Raw genomic sequence first — 24321 nt, forward strand, 5'->3', positions numbered from 1 at the left:
TTCTCCTTAGGCCTGGGCAGCCGAATCGGCCTGGGAAGCGGACATGAGGTCGACGAAGCGATCGAACAGGTAGCTCGAATCGTGCGGGCCGGCCGCAGCCTCGGGGTGGAATTGGACGGAGAAGGCGGGAATGTCGAGGCAGGCGAGTCCCTCGACGACGTCGTCGTTGAGGCACACATGGGAGACGGTCACCCGGCCGTAGTCGGCCTTGTGCGGGGCGGTGGTCTCGCCTGTCAGCGGAGCGTCGACGGCGAAGCCGTGGTTCTGCGAGGTGATCTCGACCTTCTCCGTGGTCCGGTCCATCACGGGCACGTTGATTCCGCGGTGGCCGAAGGGCAGCTTATAGGTGCCGAAGCCCAGGGCCCGACCGAGCAGCTGATTGCCGAAGCAGATGCCGAAGAACGGGATTCGGGCGTCGAGCACGGCGCGCAGCAGTTCGACCTGGTCGTCTGCGGTCGCGGGGTCGCCGGGGCCGTTGGAGAAGAAGACTCCGTCGACGCCCAGGGCCCGGATCTCTTCGAAGCTGATCGTCGACGGCAGCAGGTGCACGTCGATTCCGCGTTCGCTCAGTCGTTCGGGGGTCATCGATTTGATGCCGAGGTCGACGGCGGCGACGCTGAAGCGCTTCTCCCCGCGGGCGGGGATGAGTCGGGGTTCGGTGATCGAGACTTCGTCGACGAGGTTGGCTCCGGCCATCTGCGGAGAGGACTGGACACGGGCGAGGAGTTCGGAGTCGGGCGCCTCGGCGGCGGGTCCGGAGAAGATGCCCACGCGCATGGCTCCCTTGTCGCGCAGGTGGCGGGTCAGGGCTCGGGTGTCGACTCCGGAGATGCCGACGATCCGGGATTCGGTCAGCCGGTCGGCCAGGTCGCCTTCGGAGCGCCAGTTCGACGAGATGCGGGAGGCATCGCGGACGACGTAGCCGGCGGCCCAGATCCGGGCGGATTCGTCATCGGTGCGGTTGACTCCGGTGTTGCCGATGTGCGGCGCGGCCTGGATGATGATCTGTCGGTGGTAGGACGGGTCTGTCAGCGTCTCCTGGTAGCCGGACATGGCGGTGACGAACACAGCCTCACCGGTGGTTTCGCCGATGTGTCCGTAGGCGGATCCGTGGAAGGTCCGGCCGTCTTCGAGGACGAGGACGGCGGGGGTGGTGGAAAAGCTCATTGTGCCTCTTCGATCATTTCGCGGATGCGGTCGACGGTAGGGGTGGTGGATGCGGCGTAGCGGGTGCGGAAGCCCGTGTCGACGAGGGTGTCGCCCAGGTGCCAGGTGATGCGGATGATGCCTCCGCGTTCGACGAATTTCCCGATCATCCCGTTCGTGGTGTCCACGGAGACGATGTCGCGGCGCGGGATGAGGAAATCCTCGCGCCCGGCCAGGTCCATGATCACTCCCCCGTCGGTGACGACGAGTTCCCCGGTGGTGCGGATGCCCAGACCGTGGACGGCGACGCGTTCGAGCGGATGGCCGGCCTTCGTCGTCGACACGTAGGAGCCTTCGACGGGTTCGGACACGGCTTTGATGCCCATATGGGGCTTCGGCGGGGTGGCGACCTCTGACTGGGCCTGTTTGCGTCGGCTCCATCCCCAGGCGATCGCGACGATCACGACGAGGATGACTGCGGCGACGATGAGTGTGCTTACTGTGGTGTCCATGTTGCTCCTGCCGGGTGGGGTGTGGCGAGTGACCCTGCGGCCAAGACCCGGTGGCCGTAGAAGAAGGTGTCGGTGACCCGCGCCGTAACTTCGACTCCTGCGAAGGGGTTGTTGCGTCCCTTCGTGGCGTGGTCGCCGGGTTCGATGCGGTGCGGTGCGGACGGGTCGACGAGGACGATGTTCGCGCTCGCCCCGATCTCGAGGCTGCCGTGTCCGGAGGCGCCGGTGATGCGGGCCGGGGCCGAAGACATCACACGGGCCACATCGCCGAAGTCGAAGTCGTGTTCGGCCATGGCGGCGACGACGATGGACAGCGCGGACTCCATGCCGACCATGCCCATGGCCGCTGCGGTCCATTCGCTGCACTTGTGTTCGGCGGTGTGTGGGGCGTGGTCGGTGCCGACGACGTCGATCGTGCCGTCTGCCAGCGCTTCACGCAGCGCCTGCACGTCGCGGTCGGTGCGCAGCGGCGGGTTGACCTTGTAGACGGGGTCGAAGGTGCGCACGAGTTCGTCGGTGAGCATGAGGTGGTGCGGTGTCACCTCGGCGGTCACGGCGATCCCGCGGGCCTTGGCCCAGCGGATGAGGTCGACGCTGCCGGCCGTGGAGACGTGGCAGATGTGCAGCCGGGATCCGACGTGTTCGGCCAGGAGCACATCGCGGGCGATGATCGACTCCTCGGCCACGGCGGGCCAGCCGGGCAGTCCGAGTTCGGACGAGACCGTTCCCTCATTCATCTGTGCGCCTTCGGTCAGGCGCGGTTCCTGTGCGTGCTGGGCGATGATTCCGTCGAAGGTCTTGACGTATTCGAGGGCGCGGCGCATGAGCAGCGGATCGGAGACGCAGATTCCGTCGTCGGAGAACATCCGCACGCGGGCTCCGGAGCGAGCCATGGCTCCCAGCTCGGCGAGCTGCTTTCCCTCGAGTCCGGTGGTCACGGCGCCGACGGGTACGACTTCGGTGAATCCGGCGGCGCGGCCGAGGCGGTGAACCTGTTCGACGACTCCGGCGGTATCGGCCACGGGCGCGGTGTTCGCCATGGCGTGGACGCAGGTGAACCCGCCCGAGGCGGCTGAGCGTGATCCGGTGAGCACGGTCTCGGCGTCTTCCTTGCCCGGCTCGCGCAGATGGGTGTGCATGTCGACGAGTCCCGGCAGGGCCACGAGTCCTGCGGCGTCGACGGTCTCATAGTCGCTAGTGCCCAGCAGCTCGGGGTCGACGATGCGACCGTCCTGGATCGCGATATCGGCGGCTCCGCGTCCGAGCACATCGGCACCGCGGATGAGGTAATCAGTCATTGGTCTCCTCCTGACCGGTCAGCAGACGGTAGAGGACCGCCATGCGCACGCTCACTCCGTTCTCGACTTGATCGAGGACGAGGGCGCGGGGTGAGTCCGCTGCGACAGCGGAGATTTCGAAGCCGCGGTTCATAGGCCCTGGGTGCATGATGAAGCTGGTCTCCGGCAGTTTGGCCAGACGGGCCGCGCTCAGTCCCCACAGGCGGGCGTATTCGCGTTCGTTGGGGAAGAAGGATTCGTGCATCCGCTCGTGCTGGACCCGCAGCATCATCACGGCTGCGAAGTCCTCGGCGCTCAGCGCCGAATCGAAGTCGTAGTGGATGGTCACCGGCCAGTTCTCCACGCCCCAGGGGAGCAGCGTGGGTGGTGCGATGAGGTGGACGTCCGCGCCGAGGAGGGCGAGCAGGTGGACGTTCGACCGTGCCACTCGGGAGTGCAGGATGTCTCCGACGATGGCGACCTTCGCTCCGTCGAGTCCCTGACCGCGCGGTCCCCCTTTCACCGGCCCCGAGGCGGGGACTCCGGCGAGTGCCCGACGCAGGGTGAACGCGTCGAGGAGCGCCTGGGTGGGGTGTTCGTGAGTGCCGTCGCCGGCGTTGACGACGGGGACGTCGATCCACCCGGTATGGGCGAGGCGGTGGGCGGTGCCTGCTCCGGAGTGGCGGACGACGATGGCATCGGCGCCCATCGCAGAGATCGTCTGGATCGTATCCTGGAGGCTCTCGCCCTTCGAAACGGAGGAGCCCTTGGCGGAGAAGTTGAGCACATCGGCCGAGAGGCGTTTGGCTGCGGCTTCGAAGGACAGTCGGGTGCGTGTGGAGTCCTCGAAGAACAGGTTGACCACTGTGCGTCCGCGCAGCACGGGCAGCTTCTTAACCTCGCGTTCGGAGACCAGAGTCATCTCTTCGGCGATGTCGAGGATGCCGATGGCGTCGTCCCGGCTCAGTGATGCGGTGTCGAGCAGATGCTTCATTCGCGGCCTCCCGAGATGCTCACGGAGTCGTCTCCGTCGGTTTCGGTCAGGGAGACGTTGACGCGTTCGCTGCTCGAGGTGGGCAGGTTCTTGCCGACGTGGTCGGCACGGATCGGCAGGTCCCGGTGGCCGCGGTCGACGAGGACGGCGAGGCGGACCTTGGCGGGCCGACCGACATCGGCGAGGGCGTCGAGGGCTGCGCGGATGGTGCGTCCGGAGAAGAGCACATCGTCGACGAGGACGACGGTCTTCGCATCGATTCCCGCACTCGGGATGGTGGTGGGCTCGGGGGCCCGGTAGGAGCCGCCGCGCAGATCATCGCGGTACATCGTGATGTCGAGGCTGCCGGCGAGTTCGCCTGCGGTCTCGGGCCGACCGGAGATGGAGGCGATCGCCTCGGCGAGTCGGTGGGCGAGCGGGACTCCGCGGCGCGGGATCCCTAAGAGGACCAGATCGTCGCTGCCCCTGTTGGATTCGATGATCTCGTGCGCGATGCGGGTGATCGCCCGGGAGATATCGGGGGCGTCCAGCACTGTTCGCTGTGTCATATTTCCCCTTCTCCGCCTCTCTGGACGGTGGTTAAAGGAGTGGTTCGATTCGATTGTAGACCCGGTGGGGCGCCCACCGGCGGGCGGGTCCGGAGTGCGGACCCGCCGCCTCAGATGAGTGTCGGTTTGACGTCGAGGATGCGGGAGAGCAGCCCGGAGACGAAGCCGGGAGAGTCATCTGTGGAGAACTGTCTGGCCAGAGACACTGCTTCGTCGATGGCCACTTTGTCGGGAACCTCGTCGTTGAACAGCATCTCCCAGGTTCCGATCTCCAGCAGCGATCGGTCGACAGCCGGCATCCGATCCAGGGTCCAGCCTTCTGAGTAGGTGGAGATGATCTCGTCGATCTCCGCCTGCTTCTCGGTGATGCCCTTGACGATCTCGACCGCGTATTCCTTCATCGGGTAGTCGGGATCGTTCGACCGCATGGTGACGAGTTCGTCCATGGCCAGTCGACGCTGCCCGGCTTCGAAGAGCAGCTCGAGAGCCCGGCGACGGGCTCGGGTACGTGCGGACGCCACTTACTTGACGCGACCGAGGTAGTCGCCGCTGCGGGTGTCGACCTTGACCTTCACGCCTTCTTCGAGGAACAGGGGCACCTGGATCTCGTAGCCGGTCTCGAGGGTTGCGGGCTTCGAACCGCCGGTCGAACGGTCGCCCTGAAGTCCGGGTTCCGTGTGGGTGATGGTCAGTTCCACCGAGGGCGGCAGCTCCACAGAGAGCGGGGTGCCCTCATGGAAGGAGATCTGCAGATCCTGGTTCTCGAGCATGTAGTTCGCGGCGTCGCCGACGAGGTCTGCGGAGATGTTGACCTGGTCGTAGTCCTTGGCATCCATGAACACGTAGTCGGTGCCGTCATGGTAGAGGTACTGCATATCGCGGCGGTCGACATTCGCGGTCTCGACCTTGGTGCCGGCGTTGAAGGTCTTGTCGATGATCTTGCCGGAGATCACATTCTTCAGCTTGGTGCGGACGAAGGCCGGTCCTTTTCCGGGCTTGACGTGCTGGAATTCGAGCACCTGCCACAGCTGGTTGTCGAGGTTGAGCACAAGGCCGTTCTTCAGGTCGTTCGTTGTCGCCACTAATTCGTCCTTCTTCGGTTCAGTCCTGATCACCGAATGGTGATCGCAGTCGGCACGACGCGCCGGAGAACCCCGAGGTGCGGGGTCGACGAACGCGCCACTGGGCAAGTCTAGCAAGCCCAGCGGGACGCTTCCATCCGGGCGGGGTCAGTCGAGGCCGAGGCCGATGCCGAGGGGAACCGTCGGCGAATCCTCGCCGATCTCCTGGTAGGCGGTGAAGAGGATGGAGGCGTCGGGGATCTCGACGGTGCTCGGTTCGCCGATGTCGCTGAGCAGCACCATCCGCAGCATCGCTCCGCGGGCCTTCTTGTCTCTCTTCATCGTGTCCAGCAGCTGCGGCCACACGTCGGAACGGTAGCCCACCGGCAGTCCGAGCTTGCCGAGCAGTTCACGGTGGAGGTCGACGACTTCGTAGGGCAGGCTCTTGATCATCGAAGCCACCTCGGCGGCGAAGACCATGCCCACCGATACGGCGGCACCGTGGCGCCACTGGTAGCGCTCCTTGTGCTCGATCGCATGGCCGAGGGTGTGGCCGTAGTTCAGTATCTCCCGGCGTCCGGACTCCTTGAAGTCTCCGGAGACGACTTCAGCCTTGACCCGGATCGAGCGTTCGATGAGTTCGCGCAGCACGGGGCCGTGCACATCGGCGATCTCGTCCTTCGAATGGTTCGACACGAGATCGAGGATCGCGCGGTCGGCGATGAATCCGGTCTTCACCACCTCGGCGAGGCCGGTGAACAGTTCGTTCTCCGGCAGGGTCCCGAGCGTGTCGAGGTCGACGAGGACACCGGCGGGTGCGTGGAAGGAGCCGACGAGGTTCTTGCCTTCGGCGGTGTTGATCCCGGTCTTGCCGCCGACGGAGGCATCGACCATGCCGAGCACGGTGGTGGGGATGTGGATGACCTTGATTCCGCGCAGCCAGGTGGCGGCGACGAAACCGCCGAGGTCGCTCACCGCTCCCCCGCCGACGGTGATGATCGCGTCGGTGCGGGTGAAGTCGGATTGGCCGAGGACCTGCCAGCAGAATGCGGCGACCTGGACGTGTTTGGCCTCTTCGGCGTCGGGGATCTCCGCGGCCACGGCTTCGAGACCGGCGGCGGCGAGGTCGTCGCGAACGGTCTCACCGGTGGTGCGCAGGGCGCGGGGGTGGATGACGAGGACCTTCTCGACGCGGTTTCCGAGCAGCTCGGGCAGTTCGCCGAGCAGTCCCCGGCCGACGAGGACGGGGTAGGTCCCGCCGGCGTCCACATTGATGCGTGTGAGGCTCATTCGTCCGTCTTCCTGATCGTTCATCGTCTTCTCTCAAGGGCTCGGCCGCCCGGTGAGTGCTCGGAGCCGAGCCACCTGTTCCGCGGGCCGGATCCAGCCTAGCCCTGACAGGCTCCCGGCGGCGAAACGGGTGGACCGATGTGGTCGCAGGCGTCTCACCGCCGGGGCCGTGCTCAGCGCGGCTGACCGGATCCGTCGTCGTCGGGATCGGCGTATTTCGCGTACTCCTCGGCTCGCTGCAGACCGGTGAGGACGTCGACGACTCGGTTGACCACCGTCGACGGTGGTGAGTTCGAGGCCTGGACCCGGAAGGTCGCGACCTGTTCGTACAGCGGTTCGCGTTCGTTGACCAGGGCCAGCCAGTTCTCCACCGGGCTGCCGGCACCGCGCAGCAGCGGTCGGTGCGGGGCGGTCAGCCGCTGGGACACGGTGTCGACATCGATATCGATGTGCACGACCTTGATCGCCGGGTGTCGCAGCTGAGCTCGGGTGCCGGGGTTGAGGATCGCTCCTCCGCCCAGGGACACGATTCCCGGACGATCGAGCAGACGACGCAGCGCTCTGCGCACAACCTCGCGTTCGATGCGTCGGAAGTGATCTTCGCCGCGTTCGACGAAGATCTCCGAGATGACCCCGTACTTGTCGACGATGTTCGCGTCCGTGTCCGTCAGCGGCAGGCCGAGCCGGTCGGCGAGCAGCCGACCGATCGTCGATTTCCCTGCCGCCGGCGGACCGGAGAGCACGATGCGCGAGAGCGCGGCGGGGGCCGGTTCCAAGGGCGGAACCGGTTTGGGCAGCGGGGTGTGGTTCATCGTCCGATGCGGAGGTTCTCCGGAATGGCCGCGACGTAGGCGTCCAGGTTCCGCTTCGTCTCGGCAACGGAGTCTCCGCCGAACTTCTCGACGACGGCTTCGGCGAGCACCAGTGCCACCATGGCTTCGGCGACGACTCCCGAGGCGGGAACTGCGCACACGTCGGAGCGCTGATGGTTCGCCTTCGCGGCCTCACCGGTTTCGACGTCGACCGTCGCCAGGGCACGCGGCACCGTGGCGATCGGCTTCATCCCCGCCCGCACGCGCAGCGGACCGCCAGTGGACATTCCGCCTTCCGTGCCGCCGGCACGATTGCTCGTGCGACGGAATCCGTCGGGTCCGACTTCCAGTTCGTCATGGGCCTGCGATCCGGGACGCTTCGTGGTGAGGAAACCGTCTCCGACCTCGACGCCCTTGATCGCCTGGATGCCCATGAGGGCACCGGCCAGGCGGGAGTCGAGACGACGGTCCCAATGCACGTGGGAGCCCAGGCCCGGAGGCAGGTTATAAGCGAGGACTTCGACGACTCCGCCGAGGGTGTCCCCGGCCTTCTTCGCAGCGTCGATCTCGGTGACCATCGCAGCCGAGAGGTCGGCGTCGAAGCAGCGGACCGGATCGGCGTCGAGGGCTTCGACATCGGCCGCGGTCGGCAGCGTGGGCAGCGCATCGGCTGCGTGTTCGGCGCCGCCGATGGCCACGGTGTGGGAGACGAGGGTGATGCCCAGTTCGCCGAGGAACTTCGCGGCCACCGTGCCCAGTGCCACGCGCATCGCGGTCTCACGCGCCGAGGCGCGCTCCAACACGGGGCGGGCTTCGTCGAATCCGTACTTCTGCATACCGACGATATCGGCATGGCCCGGACGCGGCCGAGTCAGCGGGGCGTTGCGCGCCAGTCCTTCGAGCTCGGACGCGTCGACGGGATCCGGGCTCATCACGGATTCCCACTTCGGCCATTCGGTGTTGCCGACCTCGATCGCCACCGGTGAGCCCAAGGTCTGCCCATGGCGGACACCGCCGAGGAGACGCACCTCGTCGGCTTCGAACTTCATCCGTGCGCCGCGGCCATAGCCGAGTCGGCGGCGAGCCAGGCTCGCACGAATATCGTCCCTGGTGATCGGTACATGGGCCGGAAGCCCCTCAATGATCCCGGTCAGCGCTTCGCCGTGGGATTCGCCTGCAGTCAGCCATCTCAACATTCCACCGATTCTACAAAAGTATTGGGGCGAACAGGCACCCGAGCCACATGCCGGAAAGCATGGCCGGTCCGAAGGCGATGGTCACCCCGCGCACCCGACCGGCCCGGATCGCGCCGATGAGCGCCCAGACTCCGCTGATGAGCACCATGGCGACAAGCACGAGGGCAGGTGCCCACGGGTCGAAGAGACCGGGCACGGCGAAGACGACGAACGCGAGCTTGACGTCCCCGAGCCCCATCGTCCGTGCCCGCAGCGCTCGACCCATCAGGTGCACAGCCGTGAACAAGACGAGGCCGATGAGTCCTGCGAAGAATGACGCGAACCACATCGGCAGCGCTCCGAGCACAGACCCTGTGATGATGAGTCCGAGGGCGACCAGAGACAGGGGGATGACGATCCGATCAGGCAGCCTGCGTACGCTGACATCCGCGGTGACGAGGAATGATGTGGCGCCTGCTGTGAGACCCAGCAGCAGGGCGGAGACGATGCGATCGGCCGGGTTCGGCCGGCCTGGGGCAAACGTCGTCTCGCTCAGCGGCGCATAGGCACTCCACCCGGTCTCAAGTGGTGCGAGCACAGTGAGGGTGAAGACGACGGCGGCTCCTGCGGAGATGATGACGCCGCCCACTACCGGACCCGGACCACGTGCCCATCTGGAGACCCGCCACCGCTGCAGGTGCGAGGCGTCGTTGAGCCAGGCCCGTGGGGTTGCGGCGAGGAAGAGGCCACTGGCAAGAGCGGCCAGAACCGTGAGACAAATGGTCATCCCGTGCAACACTCCGGTGTCCATCGCGATCGCTGGTTCAGTCCTGCGCCCGGACCGGCGGGATCTCGAGTGCTGCGTACATGGCCGCCGTGACCCGCGCGGTCAGTTCGTCTGCTGCCGGCAGGGTCTCCGACGTCGGCAGGGTCTCCGTCGTGGTTGGGTCGTCGGCCCTGGCTGCGGCGAGGAACAGCTCGAACTGGGCGACGGCCTGTTCGACGAGCATGGCGGTTCCCGCGACGGGGCGCAGACCGTGTGCGGCAGCCGCGGCGAGGAAGGTCGAATCGGCGGCGTAGGCGACGTCGAGGGCGATCGCGCCGGGGGCGAAGAAGTCATCCCAGATCGGGTCGGGCGCCGCCTCGGCGGGCAGGGTTGAGATGACGATCTCCGATGGACCGATCCGGGTCAGGTCTCCCACCGAGGCGGTCAGACCGATCCGCTCGGCTAAGTAGAGGACCCGGCGGGCACGGTCCGGGCTGCGGACGCGGAAGTCCACGTGTGCGATCCCGAGATCGCGGCAGGCCACGAGCGCCGAGGCGGCCGTGGCTCCGGCGCCGAGGATCGTCGCCCGACCGGCTCCCGCACCACCACCGGACGCGGACGGTCCAGATTCCTGGTGCGGGGCGATGGCACGCACGATGCCCTCGACGTCGGTGTTCGCCACCTGAACGTCTCCGCCGCGGCGCACAATCGTATTGCCGGCTGCCGTCAATGTCGCCGTCTCGTCGAGGTTCCACCCCCGTTCGGCGGCGAGTGTGACGAGTCGGTCCTTCAACGGCATCGTCAGAGAGAAGCCGGTGTGATCGGGGTGGGAGTCGAGGAATTCCTCGAGCTCATCGGCCCCGAGTTCGTACCGGGAGTACTCGCTGGATTCCATGTTCAACGCTGCGAAGGCGGCGCGGTGGAGCAGCGGGGACTTCGAGTGTGCGATCGGCGAACCGAGCACTGCGGCAAGTATCCTCACCGGCTATCCGTCGTCCTTGCTGTGCTCGCGCAGCCACTTGCGGTAGATCTCGACGTTCTTCTTGTGGTCCTTGTAGTTGTCGGCGAACTTGGTCTCCCCCGTGTCCGGGTTCGTCGCGACGAAGAACTGCCAGTCCCCGTCGGCGGGATCGAGCGCGGCTTCGACGGCGCCCTTGCTCGGCGAGTTGATGGGCCCGGGCGGCAGCCCCTTCTTCTTGTACGTGTTGTACGGCGAGTCGGACTGGCGTTCCTTCTTCGTCGTCGTCAGGTCGGAACGGGCACCGTGGATATAGGCCACGGTCGCATCCGATTGGAGCAGTCCTCCGGTCTGCGACTTGCCGGAGATGCGGTTGAGGAAGGACCTTGCCACCTTCGAGCGCACCTCGGGGTCTCCCGGGGATTCCTTCTCCACGAGGCTGGCCAGCGTGAGGATGCGGTTGGCGTCCTTGCTCTCGATTCCCAGTTCGTCGAGTTCGGACTCGGTCTTGTCGACCATCTCCTGGACGATGTCCTCGGCGGTCTTCTGCTTGTTGAGGTCGTAGGTCGCCGGGTACAGATACCCTTCGAGGCTCGGTGCTTCGATCTCGAGTCCGTAGTCCTTCGGGGTCTTGTCGTCGAGGGCTTTGTCGACCTCGTCGGCGTTCATCCCCGATTCGATCATGATCGCCTTGATCTCTTCGACCTGTTTGCCTTCGGCGACCGTGATCTTCGGCGGGGCGATGGGGTTGATGAGCGCTTCGACCGCGGCCTTCGAGCTCATCTTCTCCCGCATCGTCCAGGTTCCCGCCTGGATGGTCGCCTCACGGCGTTCGATCTCGTCGAGGAAGGGCTCGGAATTCATGATCACTCCGGCTTCGACGAGCTGATTGGCCACGGTGCGGGCCGAGGATCCGGGTGCGATCTCGATCGAGACCTCGTTCGTGCCCTGACCCTCGTAGTCGCCTTTCGGCCCGAACAGGTCGTCGAAGACTCCCCCGGCCGCGCGCACACCGAAGAATCCTCCGATGCCGAAGACGAGGATGCAGATGATCACGATCGTCGTCGTCCGTCGCCGACGCATCATCCTGCGCCGCTTCTTCGCACGGATCTCCGCGCGGGACAGTCCTTCGTCGGTCGAGAACTCTTCGGTGATCGGGCTCATACGTCGTTCTCCTCGTCGGGCATCTCACGGCCGGCGGGGACACCGGTGTTGTGTTCGTACTCGAGGGCGTTCTGGAGGATGATCACGGCGGCTTGGGCATCGACGATCTCGCGTCTCTGGCGTGACGATTTCCCGGCTGCGGCGAGAGCCTGGTGGGCCTCGACGGTGGTGAATCGTTCGTCGACGAGACGGACGGGTGTGCCGGTGGCCGCGGCGATCCTGCGGGCGAATTCCAACGCCGAGGTGGCTGCGGCGCGGGCGGCGCCGTCGAGGGACTTCGGGTCGCCCACAAGGAGTTCGATGGGTTCGTATTCGTCGACGATGTCGCGCAGCTGCCGCAGCGCCGCCGGTTCGTCCGCTCGACGAACGACGGTGAGCGGGGTGGCCAGAATCCCGTCGGGGTCGCTGGAGGCGACACCGATCCGCACGGAACCGATGTCGAGACCCAGCCGGCGACCTCGGCGGAAACTCACTGGATGGCTGCCTTGACCGCCGCGATGGCTGACGGGATCGCCGCGGGGTTGCTGCCCCCGCCCTGGGCGAGGTCGGGCTTGCCGCCGCCTCCGCCGCCGAGTTCTCCGCAGGCCAGCGACACGAGCTTTCCTGCCTGCAGACCGGCGGCGCGGGCCGCCTCGGTGGTGGCGATGACGACGACGGGCTTTCCGCTGCTGACTCCGATGCCGAAGATCACCGCCTGACGGTCGGCGACCCGGTTGCGCAGGTCGGTGACCAGTGTGCGGATGTCTCCGGCATTGGCGATGTCGCCGAGTTCGGCCTGCACGAACAGCGTCTGGCCCACGGTCTGTGCCTCATCGAGGAACTTCCCGGCCGAGCCCAGCAGCTGCTGGGCGTTGAGGCGAGCGATCTCCTTCTCGGCGTCCTTGAGCCTGCTCATCAGGTCGGACACGCGTGATGTGACATCGGTGCCGGGGACCTTGAGCATCTCCGAGAGCGAGGACACGATGGTCCGTTCGGCGGCCAGGGACCGGAAGGCGTCCATGCCGACCGCGGCTTCGATGCGTCGGACTCCGGAGCCGACGGAGGCTTCGGAGAGCACGGAGATCGGGCCGACCTCCGCGGAGGCTCCGACGTGGGTGCCGCCGCAGAGTTCGCGGGAGAAGGGTCCGCCGATGTCGACGACGCGCACGACGTTCGGGTACTTCTCGCCGAAGAGCGCCATGGCACCGGACTTCTTTGCGTCGTCGAAGGACATGTATTCAGTCCCGACTTCGTAGTTCGAGCGCACCGCGAGGTTCGCGACCTCTTCGATCTCGGCCCGCATCTGGGTGCTCGGGGCTTCGGGGAACGAGTAGTCGAAGCGCATGTATCCGGGCTGGTTGAGCGAACCGGCCTGCACGGCGTGGCTGCCGAGGATCTCGCGCAGCGCAGCGTGGACGAGGTGGGTGGCGGTGTGGGCCTGTGCGCCTTGGAACCGGTGGTCGTGGTCGACGGCGGCGAGCACCTCGTCGCCGACGCGCAGCTCTCCGTCGATGACCTCGACCCGGTGGGCGGGCAGTCCCTTGACCGGATTCTGCACGTCGCTGACCCGGGCGGTGAAGCCATGGCCGGAGATGAGGCCGACGTCGGCGCGCTGACCACCGGATTCTGCGTAGAACGGGGTCAGGTCGAGGACGACGTCGCCGCTCTGACCGGCGGTGAGCACCTCGGCGGAGACCCCATCGACGACGATTCCGCGCACGCGGGAGTCGGACTCGAGTCGGTCATAGCCGACGAATTCGCTGGCACCTTCGTCCAGCAGCGCCGAATATGCGGACAGGTCGGTGTGGCCGCCGCCCTTCTTCGCCTTGGCATCGGCCTTGGCGCGGGTGCGCTGTTCACTCATCAGCTCACGGAACCCGGCCTCGTCGACGCTCAGTCCGGCTTCGGAGGCCATCTCGAGAGTGAGGTCGATGGGGAACCCATGAGTGTCGTGGAGGGCGAAGGCGATGTCCCCGCTGATGGTCTTGTCCGCGCCGTCGAGTGACTTCGCGGCATTGGCGAACAGCTGAGTGCCGGATTCGAGGGTGCGCAGGAACGCCTTCTCCTCGGCGTAGGCGACCCGGGAGATGCGGTCGAAGTCGGTTTCGAGTTCCGGGTAGGACAGCTTCATGGCCTGCATGGAGACGGGCAGCAGCTCGGGCAGGACTTCTTCCTTGACTCCGAGCAGACGCATGGCACGCACGGCACGGCGGAGCAGGCGGCGGAGGATGTAGCCGCGGCCTTCGTTGCCGGGCCGGACCCCGTCGCCGATGATGATCAGGGCCGAACGGACATGGTCGGCGACGACGCGCAGCTGCACATCGGCGTGCTCGTCCTCGCCGTAGGTCCGGCCGGCCAGACGACTGGCAGCCTCGATGACGGGGAAGACCTCGTCGATCTCGTACATGTTCTCCACGCCCTGGAGCAGGAAAGCGACACGTTCGAGTCCCATGCCGGTATCGATGTTCTTCGCCGGCAGCTCGCCGGCCACGTCGAAGTCGACCTTCGAGCGAACCTCGGAGAGTTCGAACTCCATGAACACGAGGTTCCAGATCTCGATGTAGCGGTCTTCATCGGCCACGGGTCCGCCGTCGACGCCGTAGGCGGGGCCGCGGTCGAAGTAGATCTCCGAGCAGTAGCCGCCAGGGCCGGGCTGGCCGGTGTGCCAATAGTTGTCCTCGTTGTCGCGCAGCTGGATGCGCTCACGGGGAACGGAGGTCTCCTCGAGCCACATGTCGATGGTCTCTGTATCGTCTTCGTGCACTGTCGCCCAAAGCAGGTCCGGGTCGAAGCCGAGGCCGCCCTCGGCGACGGGGGTCGTCAGCAGTCCCCAGGCGAACTTGATGGCATCGCGCTTGAAGTAGTCGCCGAAGGAGAAGTTGCCGTTCATCTGGAAGAAAGTGCCGTGGCGGGTCGTCTTGCCGACCTCTTCGATGTCTCCGGTGCGCACGCATTTCTGGACGCTGGTGGCACGGTTGAACGGGGCCGGCTCCCTGCCGGTGAGGTAGGGAATGAACTGGACCATTCCCGCGATGTTGAACAGGATGGACGGATCGGAGCTGATCACCGACGCCGAGGGGACCACGGTGTGCCCGTTCGCTTCGAAGTAGTCCAACCAGCGTTGTTTGATCTCTGCCGTCTTCAATCCAAGGCCTTTCAGATATTGCCTGTGCACCGCCGGGCTGATCAGCCCGGCGCGACACTTACTCGTGCGTACCCGCACTTAACAGGGACCAGTTTAATGGCTCCGCCGCAATATGCGATGTGGCGCGGCGTGCCGGGGAGTTCGGTCCCGGAATCCGCCGCGCTTTTGCCTCCCGGCAGGCCGCTCCCGGGTCGGCACGTCATTCCCGGTCCTGTCCGGCGGTTCGGTACACCTTTCTCTGAAATGCCCAGGGAGGAAAGTGGTCATTTCAGAGGAGGATGTGACAACACAGCCTTCGCCATGGCAGCTGCGATACGCCGTCGGCGTGCTTGAGGTCGCTGTACGACTGCCCAATGCGAAGGCACACTCGCCGGGATGAATGCACGACTGCCCGGAACCGTGCGGTCCCGGGCAGTTGCGGTGGCGCGATGCGCTGTGTTCAGCAGATCAGCGCGAGTAGAACTCGACGACGAGCTGAACGTCACAGGTGATCGGCACCTCTTCGCGCTTCGGGGTGCGCAGCAGGGTTGCCTGCAGGCCCTCGAGGTTCACGTTGAGGTATCCCGGCGTTGCGGGCAGCACGTCCTTGTGACCACCGGCGGCGGCGACCTGGAACGGATCCATCGAAGCCGAACGCTCGTGCACCTGGATGGTCTGGCCTTCCTTCACGCGGAAGGAGGGACGGTCCACGCGCTGACCGTCGACCGTGATGTGACGGTGGACGACGAACTGACGGGCCTGGGCCATGGTGCGGGCGAAGCCCGCACGCAGGACGAGGGCGTCGAGACGCGATTCGAGGAGCTCAACCATGGTCTCACCGGTCAGACCGGGCAGACGGTTGGCTTCCTTGTAGGTCTTGAGCATCTGGGCCTCACGGATGCCGTACTGCGCGCGCAGACGCTGCTTCTCCTTGAGGCGGACCGAGTAGTCGCTGTCGTTGCGACGACGGGCGCGACCGTGCTCACCTGGAGGGTACGGGCGACGCTCGAAGTACTTCTCGGCCTTGGGTGTCAGAGCAATGCCGAGGGCGCGCGAGAGGCGCGTCATGCGGCGATTACGTGCTGGTGCTGGCACTGTATTACCTTTCATCAATGTGTTCTGCCGCGGTGGGCCTCTGCGGTTCTCGCCCCGAACGCGACTGTTGTTTCCCCGGATGGGAAAGAGGGATTGAGCGTCGAGATCCGCTCGCACCGACCGCCTTTAGGGTGCAGGCACAACAGCTGTCAATCTTAGCGGGTGCACACCGCCCGTCGCAAAGCCGATCGGCGGCCTCGCCGCTGTGATCTTGCCGACTGAGGCGAACCGTCTGCCCTTGCCGGCCGACCGATCCGCAAGCATCGCTGTCACAGCCGCAAGCATCGCTGTCACTGCCGACAGTCGTCTTCGTGGCGATGGCGGCATCGGCCACGACGCTGCCGTCGCCGCGTTCGACGAAGCGCTCGCAGGCTCCGCGACCGGTGCGACCCATGCCGAGCACGACGACTTCCGCATCTCCGGTGTCGAGCGGCCGATCGTTCGCCCGCAGCCGGCTCTCGTTCTCATCCGGCAGGATCGCGTCGAGCTTCGCGACGATCTGGAGACTGTCGGCGTTCGCCAGGGAGGAGCCGATCATCCCCAGTCCGAGGTCGCCGTGGATGCCGACTGATGCGAAGGCGACGTAGCCGGGCCCGGAGGCCACGAAGACGCCGAAGAGGGCGAGCAGCTCACCGCGTCCGACGCGGTCGAGGAGCCGTCGCAGCACCCAGACCACGGGAACGATCAGGACGAGCGCGAACGCCGCGGGGCTCGGCGGCTCTTCGCCTGCGATGGTGATGCCGATGGCAGCGGCAGCTCCGATCGTCACGGCACCGAGGAGGACCACCGTGACCATGTGCAGCGCAGCGGGGCCGTGGGCTTCGGGTTGGTACAGGGAGCGCAGATCGAATTTCAGTCCGATCGTGAACAGCAGCAGGACGACTCCGCTGTCCGAAACCTGCTGCAGTCCCGCGAAGGCGGTGAAGCCGAAGACGTGCAGGAGGAACCGCGTCTGCTCCACAGCTGTCAGGGTCGCAGCAGCCGCCTGAGATTCTCGAGCCTCTCAGCCATACTGCGTTCCATTCCGTTGCCGGTCGGAGAGTAGTAGCGCTTGCCTCGCAGCGACTCCGGCAGGTACTCCTGATCGGCGACCCCGTGCGGATAGTCGTGCGAGTATTTGTAGCCCTCACCGTGGCCGAGCTCTTTCGCCCCCGGATAGTGGGCGTCGCGCAGATGCATCGGCACCTCTCCGGCGAGTCCGTTCTTCACATCGGCGATCGCGGCGTCCAGGGCGCGGTAGCTCGCGTTCGACTTCGGAGCCAGCGCGAGGTAGGTGACCGCCTCGGCGAGGGGGATCCGCCCTTCGGGCATGCCGATGTTCTGGACGGCGGTCGAGGCGGCCACGGCGATCGGCAGCGCCTGCGGGTCGGCCATGCCGATGTCCTCGGCCGCGGAGATGACGACGCGACGGGCGATGAAGCGCGGGTCCTCACCGGCGACGATCATCCGCGCGAGATAGTGCAGGGCCGCGTCGACATCGGATCCGCGGATGGATTTGATGAATGCGGAGACCACGTCGTAGTGCTGGTCGCCGTTCTTGTCGTAGCGCAGAACGGTTTCGCTGCTCGCCTCGGCGCACGCGGATTCGGTGATCTCGATCGGTTCGTCGCCTGCCTCCTCCGACTGCGCGGCGGCGATTCCGGCGGCGGCTTCGAGGACGGTCAGTGATCGGCGGGCGTCGGCTCCGGCGATGCGGACGATGAAGTTCCGGGCCTCCTCGGTGAGGGTGAACTGTCCGGCCAGCCCGCGATCGGATTCGACGGCACGGTCGAGCAGATTGCCGACCGCCTCGTCGTCGAGCGGACGCAGCGTGAGCATGAGCGACCGCGACAGCAGGGGTGAGATGACGGAGAACGACGGGTTCTCCGTGGTGGCGGCCACGAGCACGACGAGCCGGTTTTCCACCGCCGGCAGCAGGGCATCCTGCTGGGCCTTCGAGAACCGGTGGATCTCGTCGAGGAAGAGGACGGTGGTCCGGCCGTGCATCTCCCGTTCGCGGCGGGCGCTCTCGATCACCTGGCGCACGTCCTTGACGCCCGCGGTGATGGCGGAGAGCTCGACGAAGGTGCGGCCCGGAGCATGGGAGATGACATGGGCCAGCGTGGTCTTTCCGACTCCGGGCGGGCCCCACAGGATCACCGAGGAGGCTCCCGCCCGGTCTCCCCCGCTGGCTTCGACGAGTTGGTTGAGCGGGGACCCGGCGAAGGTCAGGTGCTCCTGACCGACGACCTCGTCCAGGGTCCGGGGACGCATCCGCACCGCAAGCGGATCCAGGGCCCTGCCCGAGGAGGCCCCGGAGGAACCGGCGAAGCCCGGACCCGGTGTTTCCTGGTCCGGGCCGTCGGAGAACAGATTGGGTTCTTGGCTCATCAGGCTTCGGAGTCGTCGTCTTCCGGTTCGAAGTCGACTCCGGCCTCGGCGCGCTGAGCGTCGGTGATCGGGGCCGGTGCCTGGGTCAGCGGATCGAATCCGCCACCGGACTTCGGGAAGGCGATGACCTCACGGATCGAGTCGACGCCGGCCAGCAGTGACACGATGCGGTCCCAGCCGAAGGCGATGCCGCCGTGCGGGGGTGCGCCGAACTTGAAGGCTTCGAGGAGGAAGCCGAACTTCTCCTCGGCCTCTTCGGCGGAGATGCCCATGATCTTGAAGACGCGTTCCTGGACGTCCTTGCGGTGGATGCGGATCGAGCCGCCGCCGATCTCATTGCCGTTGCAGACGATGTCGTAGGCGTAGGCCAGTGCCGCGCCGGGGTCCTCTTCGAGGGAGTCGAGGAATTCGGGCTTCGGAGCGGTGAAGGCGTGGTGGACAGCCGTCCACTGTCCGCCGCCGACGGCGACGTCTCCGGCGGCCTGCGCTTCGGCGGCCGATTCGAACAGGGGTGCGTCGACGACCCATACGAAGGCCCAGTCTCCGTCCTTGATGAGACCCGTGCGTTCGGCGATCTCATTGCGGGCGGCGCCGAGGAGGGCACGGGAGGGGTTCGCCTCACCTGCGGCGAAGAAGATCGCATCGCCCGGCTGCGCACCGGCTGCCTCGGCGAGTCCCGCCTTCTCCTCATCGGAGATGTTCTTGGCCACCGGACCGGACAGGGTTCCGTCTTCGCCGATGAGCACATAGGCCAGGCCCTTCGCCCCGCGCTGCTTGGCCCAGTCCTGCCAGCCGTCGAGCTGACGCCTGGGCAGCGAGCCGCCGCCGGGGTAGACGACGGAGCCGACATAGGGCGACTGGAAGACGCGGAACGGGGTGTCCTGGAAGAACTCGGTGAGGTTGTGCAGCTCGAGGCCGAAGCGCAGATCCGGCTTGTCCGAACCGTAGCGCTCCATCGCCTCGTGGTAGGTGATGTGCGGGATCGGCGTGGTGATGTCGTAGCCGATGAGCTTCCACAGCGCGGTGAGGATCTCTTCGGCCAGAGCGATGATGTCCTCCTGCTCGACGAAGGAGGCTTCGATGTCGAGCTGGGTGAACTCCGGCTGGCGGTCGGCGCGGAAGTCCTCGTCCCGGTAGCAGCGGGCGATCTGGTAGTAGCGTTCCATGCCGGCGACCTGAAGCAGCTGCTTGAACAGCTGCGGCGACTGCGGCAGGGCGTACCACGAGCCGGGCTTGAGGCGGGCCGGGACGAGGAAGTCGCGGGCACCTTCCGGAGTCGACTTCGTCAGGGTCGGAGTCTCGACCTCGACGAAGCTGTGGGCGTCGAGGACCGACCGTGCGGCCTTGTTGACATCGGAGCGCAGACGGATCGTCTTGGCCGGGCCCGAACGGCGCAGGTCGAGGTAGCGGTAGCGCAGACGGGTCTCCTCGCCCACGGCGCCGGAATCCTCGGCATGGTCGGAGACCTGGAACGGCAGGGCCGCTGCTTCGGAGAGCACCTCGACGGTGGTGTCGATGATCTCGATCTCGCCGGTGGGCAGGTTCGGGTTCGTGTTGCCTTCGGGACGCACCGACACGGTGCCGGTGGCCTTGACGACGGTTTCGTTGCGCAGCTGGTGGGCATCGTCCTCACGGACGACGACCTGCACGATCCCCGAAGCGTCGCGCAGATCGATGAAGGCCACACCTCCGTGATCGCGACGACGATCGACCCACCCGGTGAGGGTGACGGTTTCTCCTGCGTTCGCGGCTCGCAGGCTTCCGGCTTCGTGGCTTCGCAGCACCTAGGGCTCCTTTGTGATGTTGTGGTCTAGCGCCTGAACAATGATAGTCGCCCCGCGCTCAGCTCCGGTACACGCGGGGCCACAGGTCGTCTTCCGCGGGCGTCCATGTGTCCGGGTCGGCCGTGGTCTGGTCTCCCGAGCGGATGTCCTTGACCTCGTGGCCGGACTCACCGTCGGTGAACCAGACGAACGGGATGCCGCGGCGTTCCGCGTAGCGGATCTGCTTGCCGAACTTCGCGGCGTTCGGCGAGACTTCGCACGGGATGTCCCGGGACCTCAGCGTCGCGGCCACGGCGTCGGCGTCAGCCCGTCGGGCCTCCTCGGTGACGGCGATGACGACGGCCGAAGGGGTACCGCGGGTGGCGCGGATCTCCGAGGTCTCGCCGAGGATGAATGCCATCAGGCGGGAGACGCCGATGGACATGCCCACCCCGGGATAGTTCTTCTTCCCCACGGCGACCAGCGAGTCGTAGCGCCCGCCGGAGGATACGGAACCGAGCTCCTCGTGGCCGATCAGCTGGGTCTCGTAGACCGCGCCCGTGTAGTAGTCGAGGCCGCGGGCGATCTTGAGCTGGGCGACGACGACTCCGGGTGCGCGAACGGCTGCGGCTCGCAGCAGCGTCGTCAGCGATTCGAGTCCGGCTTCGAGCAGGGGGTGGTCGACGCCGAGGGCGCGCACCTCGTCGGCGAAGTCCGGGGAGTCGGATTCGATGGCGGCGAGCTTGAGGCACAGCTGCTGCTGTTCATCGTTCGCTCCGGCTTCGGAGGCGAGCAGCTTGCCGACCTCTTCCGGACCGATCTTGTCGTACTTGTCGAGGCAGCGCAGCACGGCCTGGATGTTCGTCAGTCCGATTCCCCGTGCGAATCCTTCGAGCAGTCTGCGGTCGTTGACGACGATCTTGATTCCGGGCACGCCGAGCGGGGCGAGACGGGAGAACGCATCGGCCACGGCCAGGGGGATCTCGACCTCGAAGTGCCCGGGCAGCTCCCCATCGGCGATGACGTCGATATCGGCCTGGATGAACTCCCGGTAGCGACCGGCCTGCGGCCGTTCGCCCCGCCAGACGGGCTGGACGCGAGCGGCCTTGAACGGGAAGCTCAGCTCGTTCGCATTATCGGCGATATAGCGGGCAAGGGGCACCGTGAGGTCGAAGTGGAGTCCCAGCGGGTTGCGTTCGGTGCCCTCGGAGTGGAGGCGGGAGACGGCGAAGATCTCCTTGTCGATCTCGCCGTCCTTGGCCAACTGGCTGATCGGTTCGACGGCGCGGTGGTTGAGGGCGGAGAACCCGTGCAGGGCGAAGGTGTGTTCGAGGGTGTCGATGATGGTCTTCTCGATCACGCGTTCGGCCGGGAGTCGTTCCGGGAATCCGGACAGACGGGCTGACTTCGCCATGGTGCTCCTTGCTTTCGGTGCGGATGCGGCGCCGTGCGGCGCCGCTGAATCGTGTGGTGTTTATCGGGTGAGGTCTGAAAAGTGTGGTGCCGTCCGAGACTGCGCGGCCGCCTCAGACAGGAACACCCGAGACTTCGGTCGCTCAGTCCTCAGAAGAACGGATTCGTCGCGAGTTCTGTGCTCACGCGAGATGCAGGGCCGTGTCCAGGATAGATCGGCACGTCCGGCAGTGTCGCGAAGGCCCGCAGGGATCCGGCCATCGCCTGGGGGTCTCCCCCGGGGAGGTCGACGCGGCCGATGGCTCCGGCGAAGACGACGTCACCGGTGAAGATGACTTCTTCCTCCCCGTCCTTCACTCGCAGCAGCATGGAACCTTCCGTGTGCCCGGGTGCGGAGACTGCGGTGATGGTCAGTCCGGCGATCTCGAAGCTCTGCCCGTCTTTGATGTCATTGACTGCCGGGGCGTTCCAGTCTGCGACGAGCGGGGCCAGCATTGCCGCGAACTGCGGGTTGAGCGTTGTGGCCGGCGTTTCCAGGCGGTACCGGTCGGCGGCGCCGAGGTGGACGGGCACGTTCCAGCGGGCGAGCACGTTGGTCAGGCCCAGAATATGGTCGGGGTGGCCGTGGGTGAGGAAGATCCCCTGAGGTTCGAGTCCCTCTTCGCTGAGCAGCTTCTCGAGGCCTGGGGTGCAGTCGTATCCGGAGTCGATGAGAATGCAGTCGCTGGAGCTGTCTGCACGCACGGCATAGCAGTTGACGTCGAGGAATTCGGCGTTGGTCGAGAACACATCCATGTGCAAAGTCTATCTACACGCCCGCCGATGGTTATGCTGGGATAACGTCTATCCCACAATCGAGTGATCGGCGGGTGGAATGACCTGCCGGTTCGACCGATGGAAACAAGGTGAGAACCATGTCGACCCCGACACCGAAGCCGACCCCCCGTCCGTCGTCGCTGCCGCGTCCGCAGGCGGCACAGGTGGTCAATGCCAGCCATATCGACCACGACGCCGAGGTGGCTCGCGCGGTGACACATGGTCGTGCCGATGCGGACGGCAATGTGTTCGTCACCACCCCGGAGGGCGAACGTGCCGTCGGTCAGTACCCGGACGCCACTCCTGAGGAGGCTCTCGAGTACTTCGCGAAGAAGTACGTCGAACTCGCCGAGAGCGCGGTCCTGCTGCGCAATCGTCTCTCCGCCGGCGCTCCCGGCCGTGAGGTCGTGTCTGCGGCGAAGACGCTGCAGGAAACACTGCCGGAAGCCAACGTCGTCGGCGATCTCAAGGGGCTGAGCGCCACTCTCGACACACTCATCTCCGATGCCGAGGCCACGGAGTCCCGTCAGGCGGCCCGGGCGCAGGCCGCGAAACTGGCCGCTGCCGAGGATCGTGAGGCTCTCGTCGTCGAGGCCGAGACCCTGGCCAAGCAGGACCCGTCGAAGATCCAGTGGAAGCAGTCGGGCGCTCGCCTGCGCGAGCTCTTCGCCCAGTGGAAGGACATGCAGCGCAGCGGACCCCGCCTACCGCGTGCCGTCGATCAGGAACTCTGGGGCAGGTTCTCACAGGCTCGGAACACCTTCGAACACAAGCGCAAGGAGTTCTTCGCCGAACTCGACAAGGTCAATGCCGAGGGCAAGCGGATCAAGGAGAAGATCGTCGCCGAGGCGGAGTCGCTGTCGGCCTCGACCGATTTCCGCACCGTGTCGCAGAAGTACAAGGACCTGATGAGCCAGTGGAAGCGCGCACCGCGTGCCTCGCGGAAGGACGATGATGCGCTCTGGGCACGATTCCGTGCAGCACAGGACGTGTTCTTCTCCGCCCGCGATGCCGAGAATGCCGCTCTGGACGAGGAGTTCAAGGGCAACCTCGTCGTCAAGGAAGAGCTGCTGAAGAAGGCTCAGGCGCTGCTGCCGATCACCGACCCGGTGGCGGCCAAGCGCGAGCTGCGCACCATCCAAGACCAGTGGGAGGACGCCGGGAAGGTCCCTCGCGCCGATGTCTCGCGGATGGAGAACGGTCTGCGCGATGTCGAACGCGCGCTCGCCGATGCCGAGGAAGCCGCGTGGCAGCGCAGCAACCCTGAGACGAAGGCCCGCACCTCGGGTGCGCTGAGTCAGCTCGACGAGTCGATCGTCGACCTCGAGAAGAAGCTCGAGGCCGCGAAGGCCGGCGGAGATGAGAAGTCCGTCGCCGAAGCGCAGGAAGCTCTCGACGCTCGCCGCGCCTGGCGGGATCAGCTCGCCCAGACCGCCGCAGAACTCGACTGAGACCGCAGTGCTCGGCTGAGGCTGAGGCGCTCGTCCACAGCTTCTCACGTTCGAGTCAGCACCTGTCCACAGGCGCTCACCGAAGTCTTGTCACCGCCTCCACATCCGACGATAGTTCGGGTATGGAGGCGTTGTTTCATCTGCGGGACTTCGGGTACGAGCAGCTCACCGAGCTCACCCTCGACGGCCTGCTCATCCGACTGACCGAATCGACCTGGGTGCGCAAGGGTGCGATCCTCACCCCCGCTGAGCGGATGGCCGCCCTGCATTCGCTCATCCCGCCCGGGCTCGCGCTCTCCCACGACAGCGCCTGGTGGGTGCACCGCGGACTCGGCAGGGCTCCCGCTCCGCTGAGCTTCATCACGCTGCCCAGGCGCCGGTGGATCGCCGATGACGGTTTCGAGGCTCATCGTAATTGAGAGTGTAGAACCGGTCTGAAGCCACCGGACTCGAGCAGACACCTCGCGATGTAATGCGTGCGGTTGCGGAATCCCAGCGCGGACCCGCGTAGATGCTCGAGTCTGCCGTTGATCGCTTCAGTGGGACCGTTCGACGTTCCCGGTCGGGTGAAGAACGCGAGCACATCAGCAGCTCGACGCTTCAACGT

General features: G+C 66.3%; 24 protein-coding genes. 2 read left to right on the forward strand and 22 right to left on the reverse strand.

The window, feature by feature from the left end:
* Window positions 1-6: 6 nt before the first annotated feature.
* The 21 genes from carA to BI49514_RS03800 all read right to left on the reverse strand — a co-directional run bounded on the left by carA (window position 7) and on the right by BI49514_RS03800 (window position 22242).
* Window positions 7-1167, reverse strand: coding sequence for a glutamine-hydrolyzing carbamoyl-phosphate synthase small subunit (carA, locus tag BI49514_RS03700; protein WP_101544385.1), 1161 nt, complete (start codon window positions 1165-1167; stop codon window positions 7-9).
* Window positions 1164-1658: a PH-like domain-containing protein gene (locus BI49514_RS03705; protein WP_101544386.1), complete on the reverse strand. Its 495-nt coding sequence runs from the start codon at window positions 1656-1658 to the stop codon at window positions 1164-1166. The genes carA and BI49514_RS03705 overlap by 4 nt, the downstream gene beginning before the upstream one ends.
* Window positions 1643-2956 carry a dihydroorotase gene (locus tag BI49514_RS03710; RefSeq protein WP_101544388.1) on the reverse strand — a complete coding sequence of 438 codons (1314 nt, stop codon included), beginning with the start codon at window positions 2954-2956 and terminating at the stop codon, window positions 1643-1645. The genes BI49514_RS03705 and BI49514_RS03710 overlap by 16 nt, the downstream gene beginning before the upstream one ends.
* Complete coding sequence (locus BI49514_RS03715) at window positions 2949-3929, reverse strand: aspartate carbamoyltransferase catalytic subunit (protein WP_101544390.1); 981 nt, start codon at window positions 3927-3929, stop codon at window positions 2949-2951. Before BI49514_RS03715 ends, BI49514_RS03710 begins: the two co-directional genes overlap by 8 nt.
* Window positions 3926-4477 (reverse strand): bifunctional pyr operon transcriptional regulator/uracil phosphoribosyltransferase PyrR, encoded by a 552-nt coding sequence (gene pyrR / locus BI49514_RS03720; protein WP_101544392.1) that lies wholly within the window; start codon window positions 4475-4477, stop codon window positions 3926-3928. The genes BI49514_RS03715 and pyrR overlap by 4 nt, the downstream gene beginning before the upstream one ends.
* Window positions 4478-4587: 110 nt before the next feature.
* The gene (nusB, locus tag BI49514_RS03725) at window positions 4588-4998 is read right to left on the reverse strand and encodes a transcription antitermination factor NusB (protein WP_039207417.1); all 411 of its coding nucleotides are present in this window, start codon (window positions 4996-4998) and stop codon (window positions 4588-4590) included.
* Complete coding sequence (efp, locus tag BI49514_RS03730) at window positions 4999-5559, reverse strand: elongation factor P (RefSeq protein WP_101544394.1); 561 nt, start codon at window positions 5557-5559, stop codon at window positions 4999-5001.
* A 147-nt stretch (window positions 5560-5706) separates the two neighbouring features.
* Window positions 5707-6828: a 3-dehydroquinate synthase gene (aroB, locus tag BI49514_RS03735; protein WP_101544436.1), complete on the reverse strand. Its 1122-nt coding sequence runs from the start codon at window positions 6826-6828 to the stop codon at window positions 5707-5709.
* Window positions 6829-7001: 173 nt separating this feature from the next.
* Window positions 7002-7640 carry a shikimate kinase gene (locus BI49514_RS03740; protein ID WP_101544395.1) on the reverse strand — a complete coding sequence of 213 codons (639 nt, stop codon included), beginning with the start codon at window positions 7638-7640 and terminating at the stop codon, window positions 7002-7004.
* Window positions 7637-8836, reverse strand: a complete 1200-nt coding sequence (gene aroC, locus BI49514_RS03745; protein ID WP_101544397.1) for a chorismate synthase — start codon at window positions 8834-8836, stop codon at window positions 7637-7639. Before aroC ends, BI49514_RS03740 begins: the two co-directional genes overlap by 4 nt.
* A 10-nt stretch (window positions 8837-8846) precedes the next feature.
* Window positions 8847-9602, reverse strand: coding sequence for a prepilin peptidase (locus BI49514_RS03750; RefSeq protein ID WP_167443948.1), 756 nt, complete (start codon window positions 9600-9602; stop codon window positions 8847-8849).
* A 37-nt stretch (window positions 9603-9639) separates the two neighbouring features.
* Window positions 9640-10563, reverse strand: a complete 924-nt coding sequence (locus tag BI49514_RS03755; protein ID WP_101544401.1) for a shikimate dehydrogenase family protein — start codon at window positions 10561-10563, stop codon at window positions 9640-9642.
* A 3-nt stretch (window positions 10564-10566) separates the two neighbouring features.
* The gene (gene mltG / locus BI49514_RS03760) at window positions 10567-11703 is read right to left on the reverse strand and encodes an endolytic transglycosylase MltG (protein ID WP_101544405.1); all 1137 of its coding nucleotides are present in this window, start codon (window positions 11701-11703) and stop codon (window positions 10567-10569) included.
* Entirely contained in the window at window positions 11700-12176 is a 477-nt protein-coding gene (ruvX, locus tag BI49514_RS03765; protein ID WP_101544406.1) for a Holliday junction resolvase RuvX, read from the reverse strand. Before ruvX ends, mltG begins: the two co-directional genes overlap by 4 nt.
* Entirely contained in the window at window positions 12173-14827 is a 2655-nt protein-coding gene (gene alaS / locus BI49514_RS03770; protein WP_101544409.1) for an alanine--tRNA ligase, read from the reverse strand. Before alaS ends, ruvX begins: the two co-directional genes overlap by 4 nt.
* Window positions 14828-15274: 447 nt before the next feature.
* Window positions 15275-15916 carry a 30S ribosomal protein S4 gene (gene rpsD, locus BI49514_RS03775; protein ID WP_420808560.1) on the reverse strand — a complete coding sequence of 214 codons (642 nt, stop codon included), beginning with the start codon at window positions 15914-15916 and terminating at the stop codon, window positions 15275-15277.
* The gene (locus BI49514_RS16485; RefSeq protein WP_180954349.1) at window positions 15906-16862 is read right to left on the reverse strand and encodes a hypothetical protein; all 957 of its coding nucleotides are present in this window, start codon (window positions 16860-16862) and stop codon (window positions 15906-15908) included. The genes rpsD and BI49514_RS16485 overlap by 11 nt, the downstream gene beginning before the upstream one ends.
* A 5-nt stretch (window positions 16863-16867) precedes the next feature.
* Window positions 16868-18271, reverse strand: coding sequence for a replication-associated recombination protein A (locus BI49514_RS03785; RefSeq protein ID WP_101544412.1), 1404 nt, complete (start codon window positions 18269-18271; stop codon window positions 16868-16870).
* Window positions 18271-20055 carry an aspartate--tRNA ligase gene (aspS, locus tag BI49514_RS03790; RefSeq protein WP_101544414.1) on the reverse strand — a complete coding sequence of 595 codons (1785 nt, stop codon included), beginning with the start codon at window positions 20053-20055 and terminating at the stop codon, window positions 18271-18273. The genes BI49514_RS03785 and aspS overlap by 1 nt, the downstream gene beginning before the upstream one ends.
* Before the next feature lie 58 nt (window positions 20056-20113).
* Window positions 20114-21448 (reverse strand): histidine--tRNA ligase, encoded by a 1335-nt coding sequence (hisS, locus tag BI49514_RS03795; RefSeq protein WP_101544416.1) that lies wholly within the window; start codon window positions 21446-21448, stop codon window positions 20114-20116.
* A 149-nt stretch (window positions 21449-21597) separates the two neighbouring features.
* A complete protein-coding gene (locus BI49514_RS03800) occupies window positions 21598-22242 on the reverse strand; it encodes an MBL fold metallo-hydrolase (RefSeq protein ID WP_101544418.1) in 645 nt (214 codons plus the stop codon).
* Window positions 22243-22361: 119 nt separating this feature from the next.
* On the opposite strand from BI49514_RS03800, the gene BI49514_RS03805 reads away from it, so the two are divergent.
* Window positions 22362-23714 carry a DUF349 domain-containing protein gene (locus BI49514_RS03805; protein ID WP_101544420.1) on the forward strand — a complete coding sequence of 451 codons (1353 nt, stop codon included), beginning with the start codon at window positions 22362-22364 and terminating at the stop codon, window positions 23712-23714.
* Between the two features lie 122 nt (window positions 23715-23836).
* Window positions 23837-24133 carry a hypothetical protein gene (locus BI49514_RS03810; protein WP_180954350.1) on the forward strand — a complete coding sequence of 99 codons (297 nt, stop codon included), beginning with the start codon at window positions 23837-23839 and terminating at the stop codon, window positions 24131-24133.
* Here the strand turns inward: BI49514_RS03810 and BI49514_RS03815 are convergent.
* Window positions 24121-24321: transposase (locus BI49514_RS03815; protein WP_145996177.1), on the reverse strand; the 201-nt coding region annotated here is incomplete at its 5' end. The two genes, BI49514_RS03810 and BI49514_RS03815, sit on opposite strands and share 13 nt — an antisense overlap.

It is taken from the genome of Brevibacterium iodinum ATCC 49514 (assembly GCF_900169265.1).
In the GTDB taxonomy this organism is placed as follows: domain Bacteria; phylum Actinomycetota; class Actinomycetes; order Actinomycetales; family Brevibacteriaceae; genus Brevibacterium; species Brevibacterium iodinum.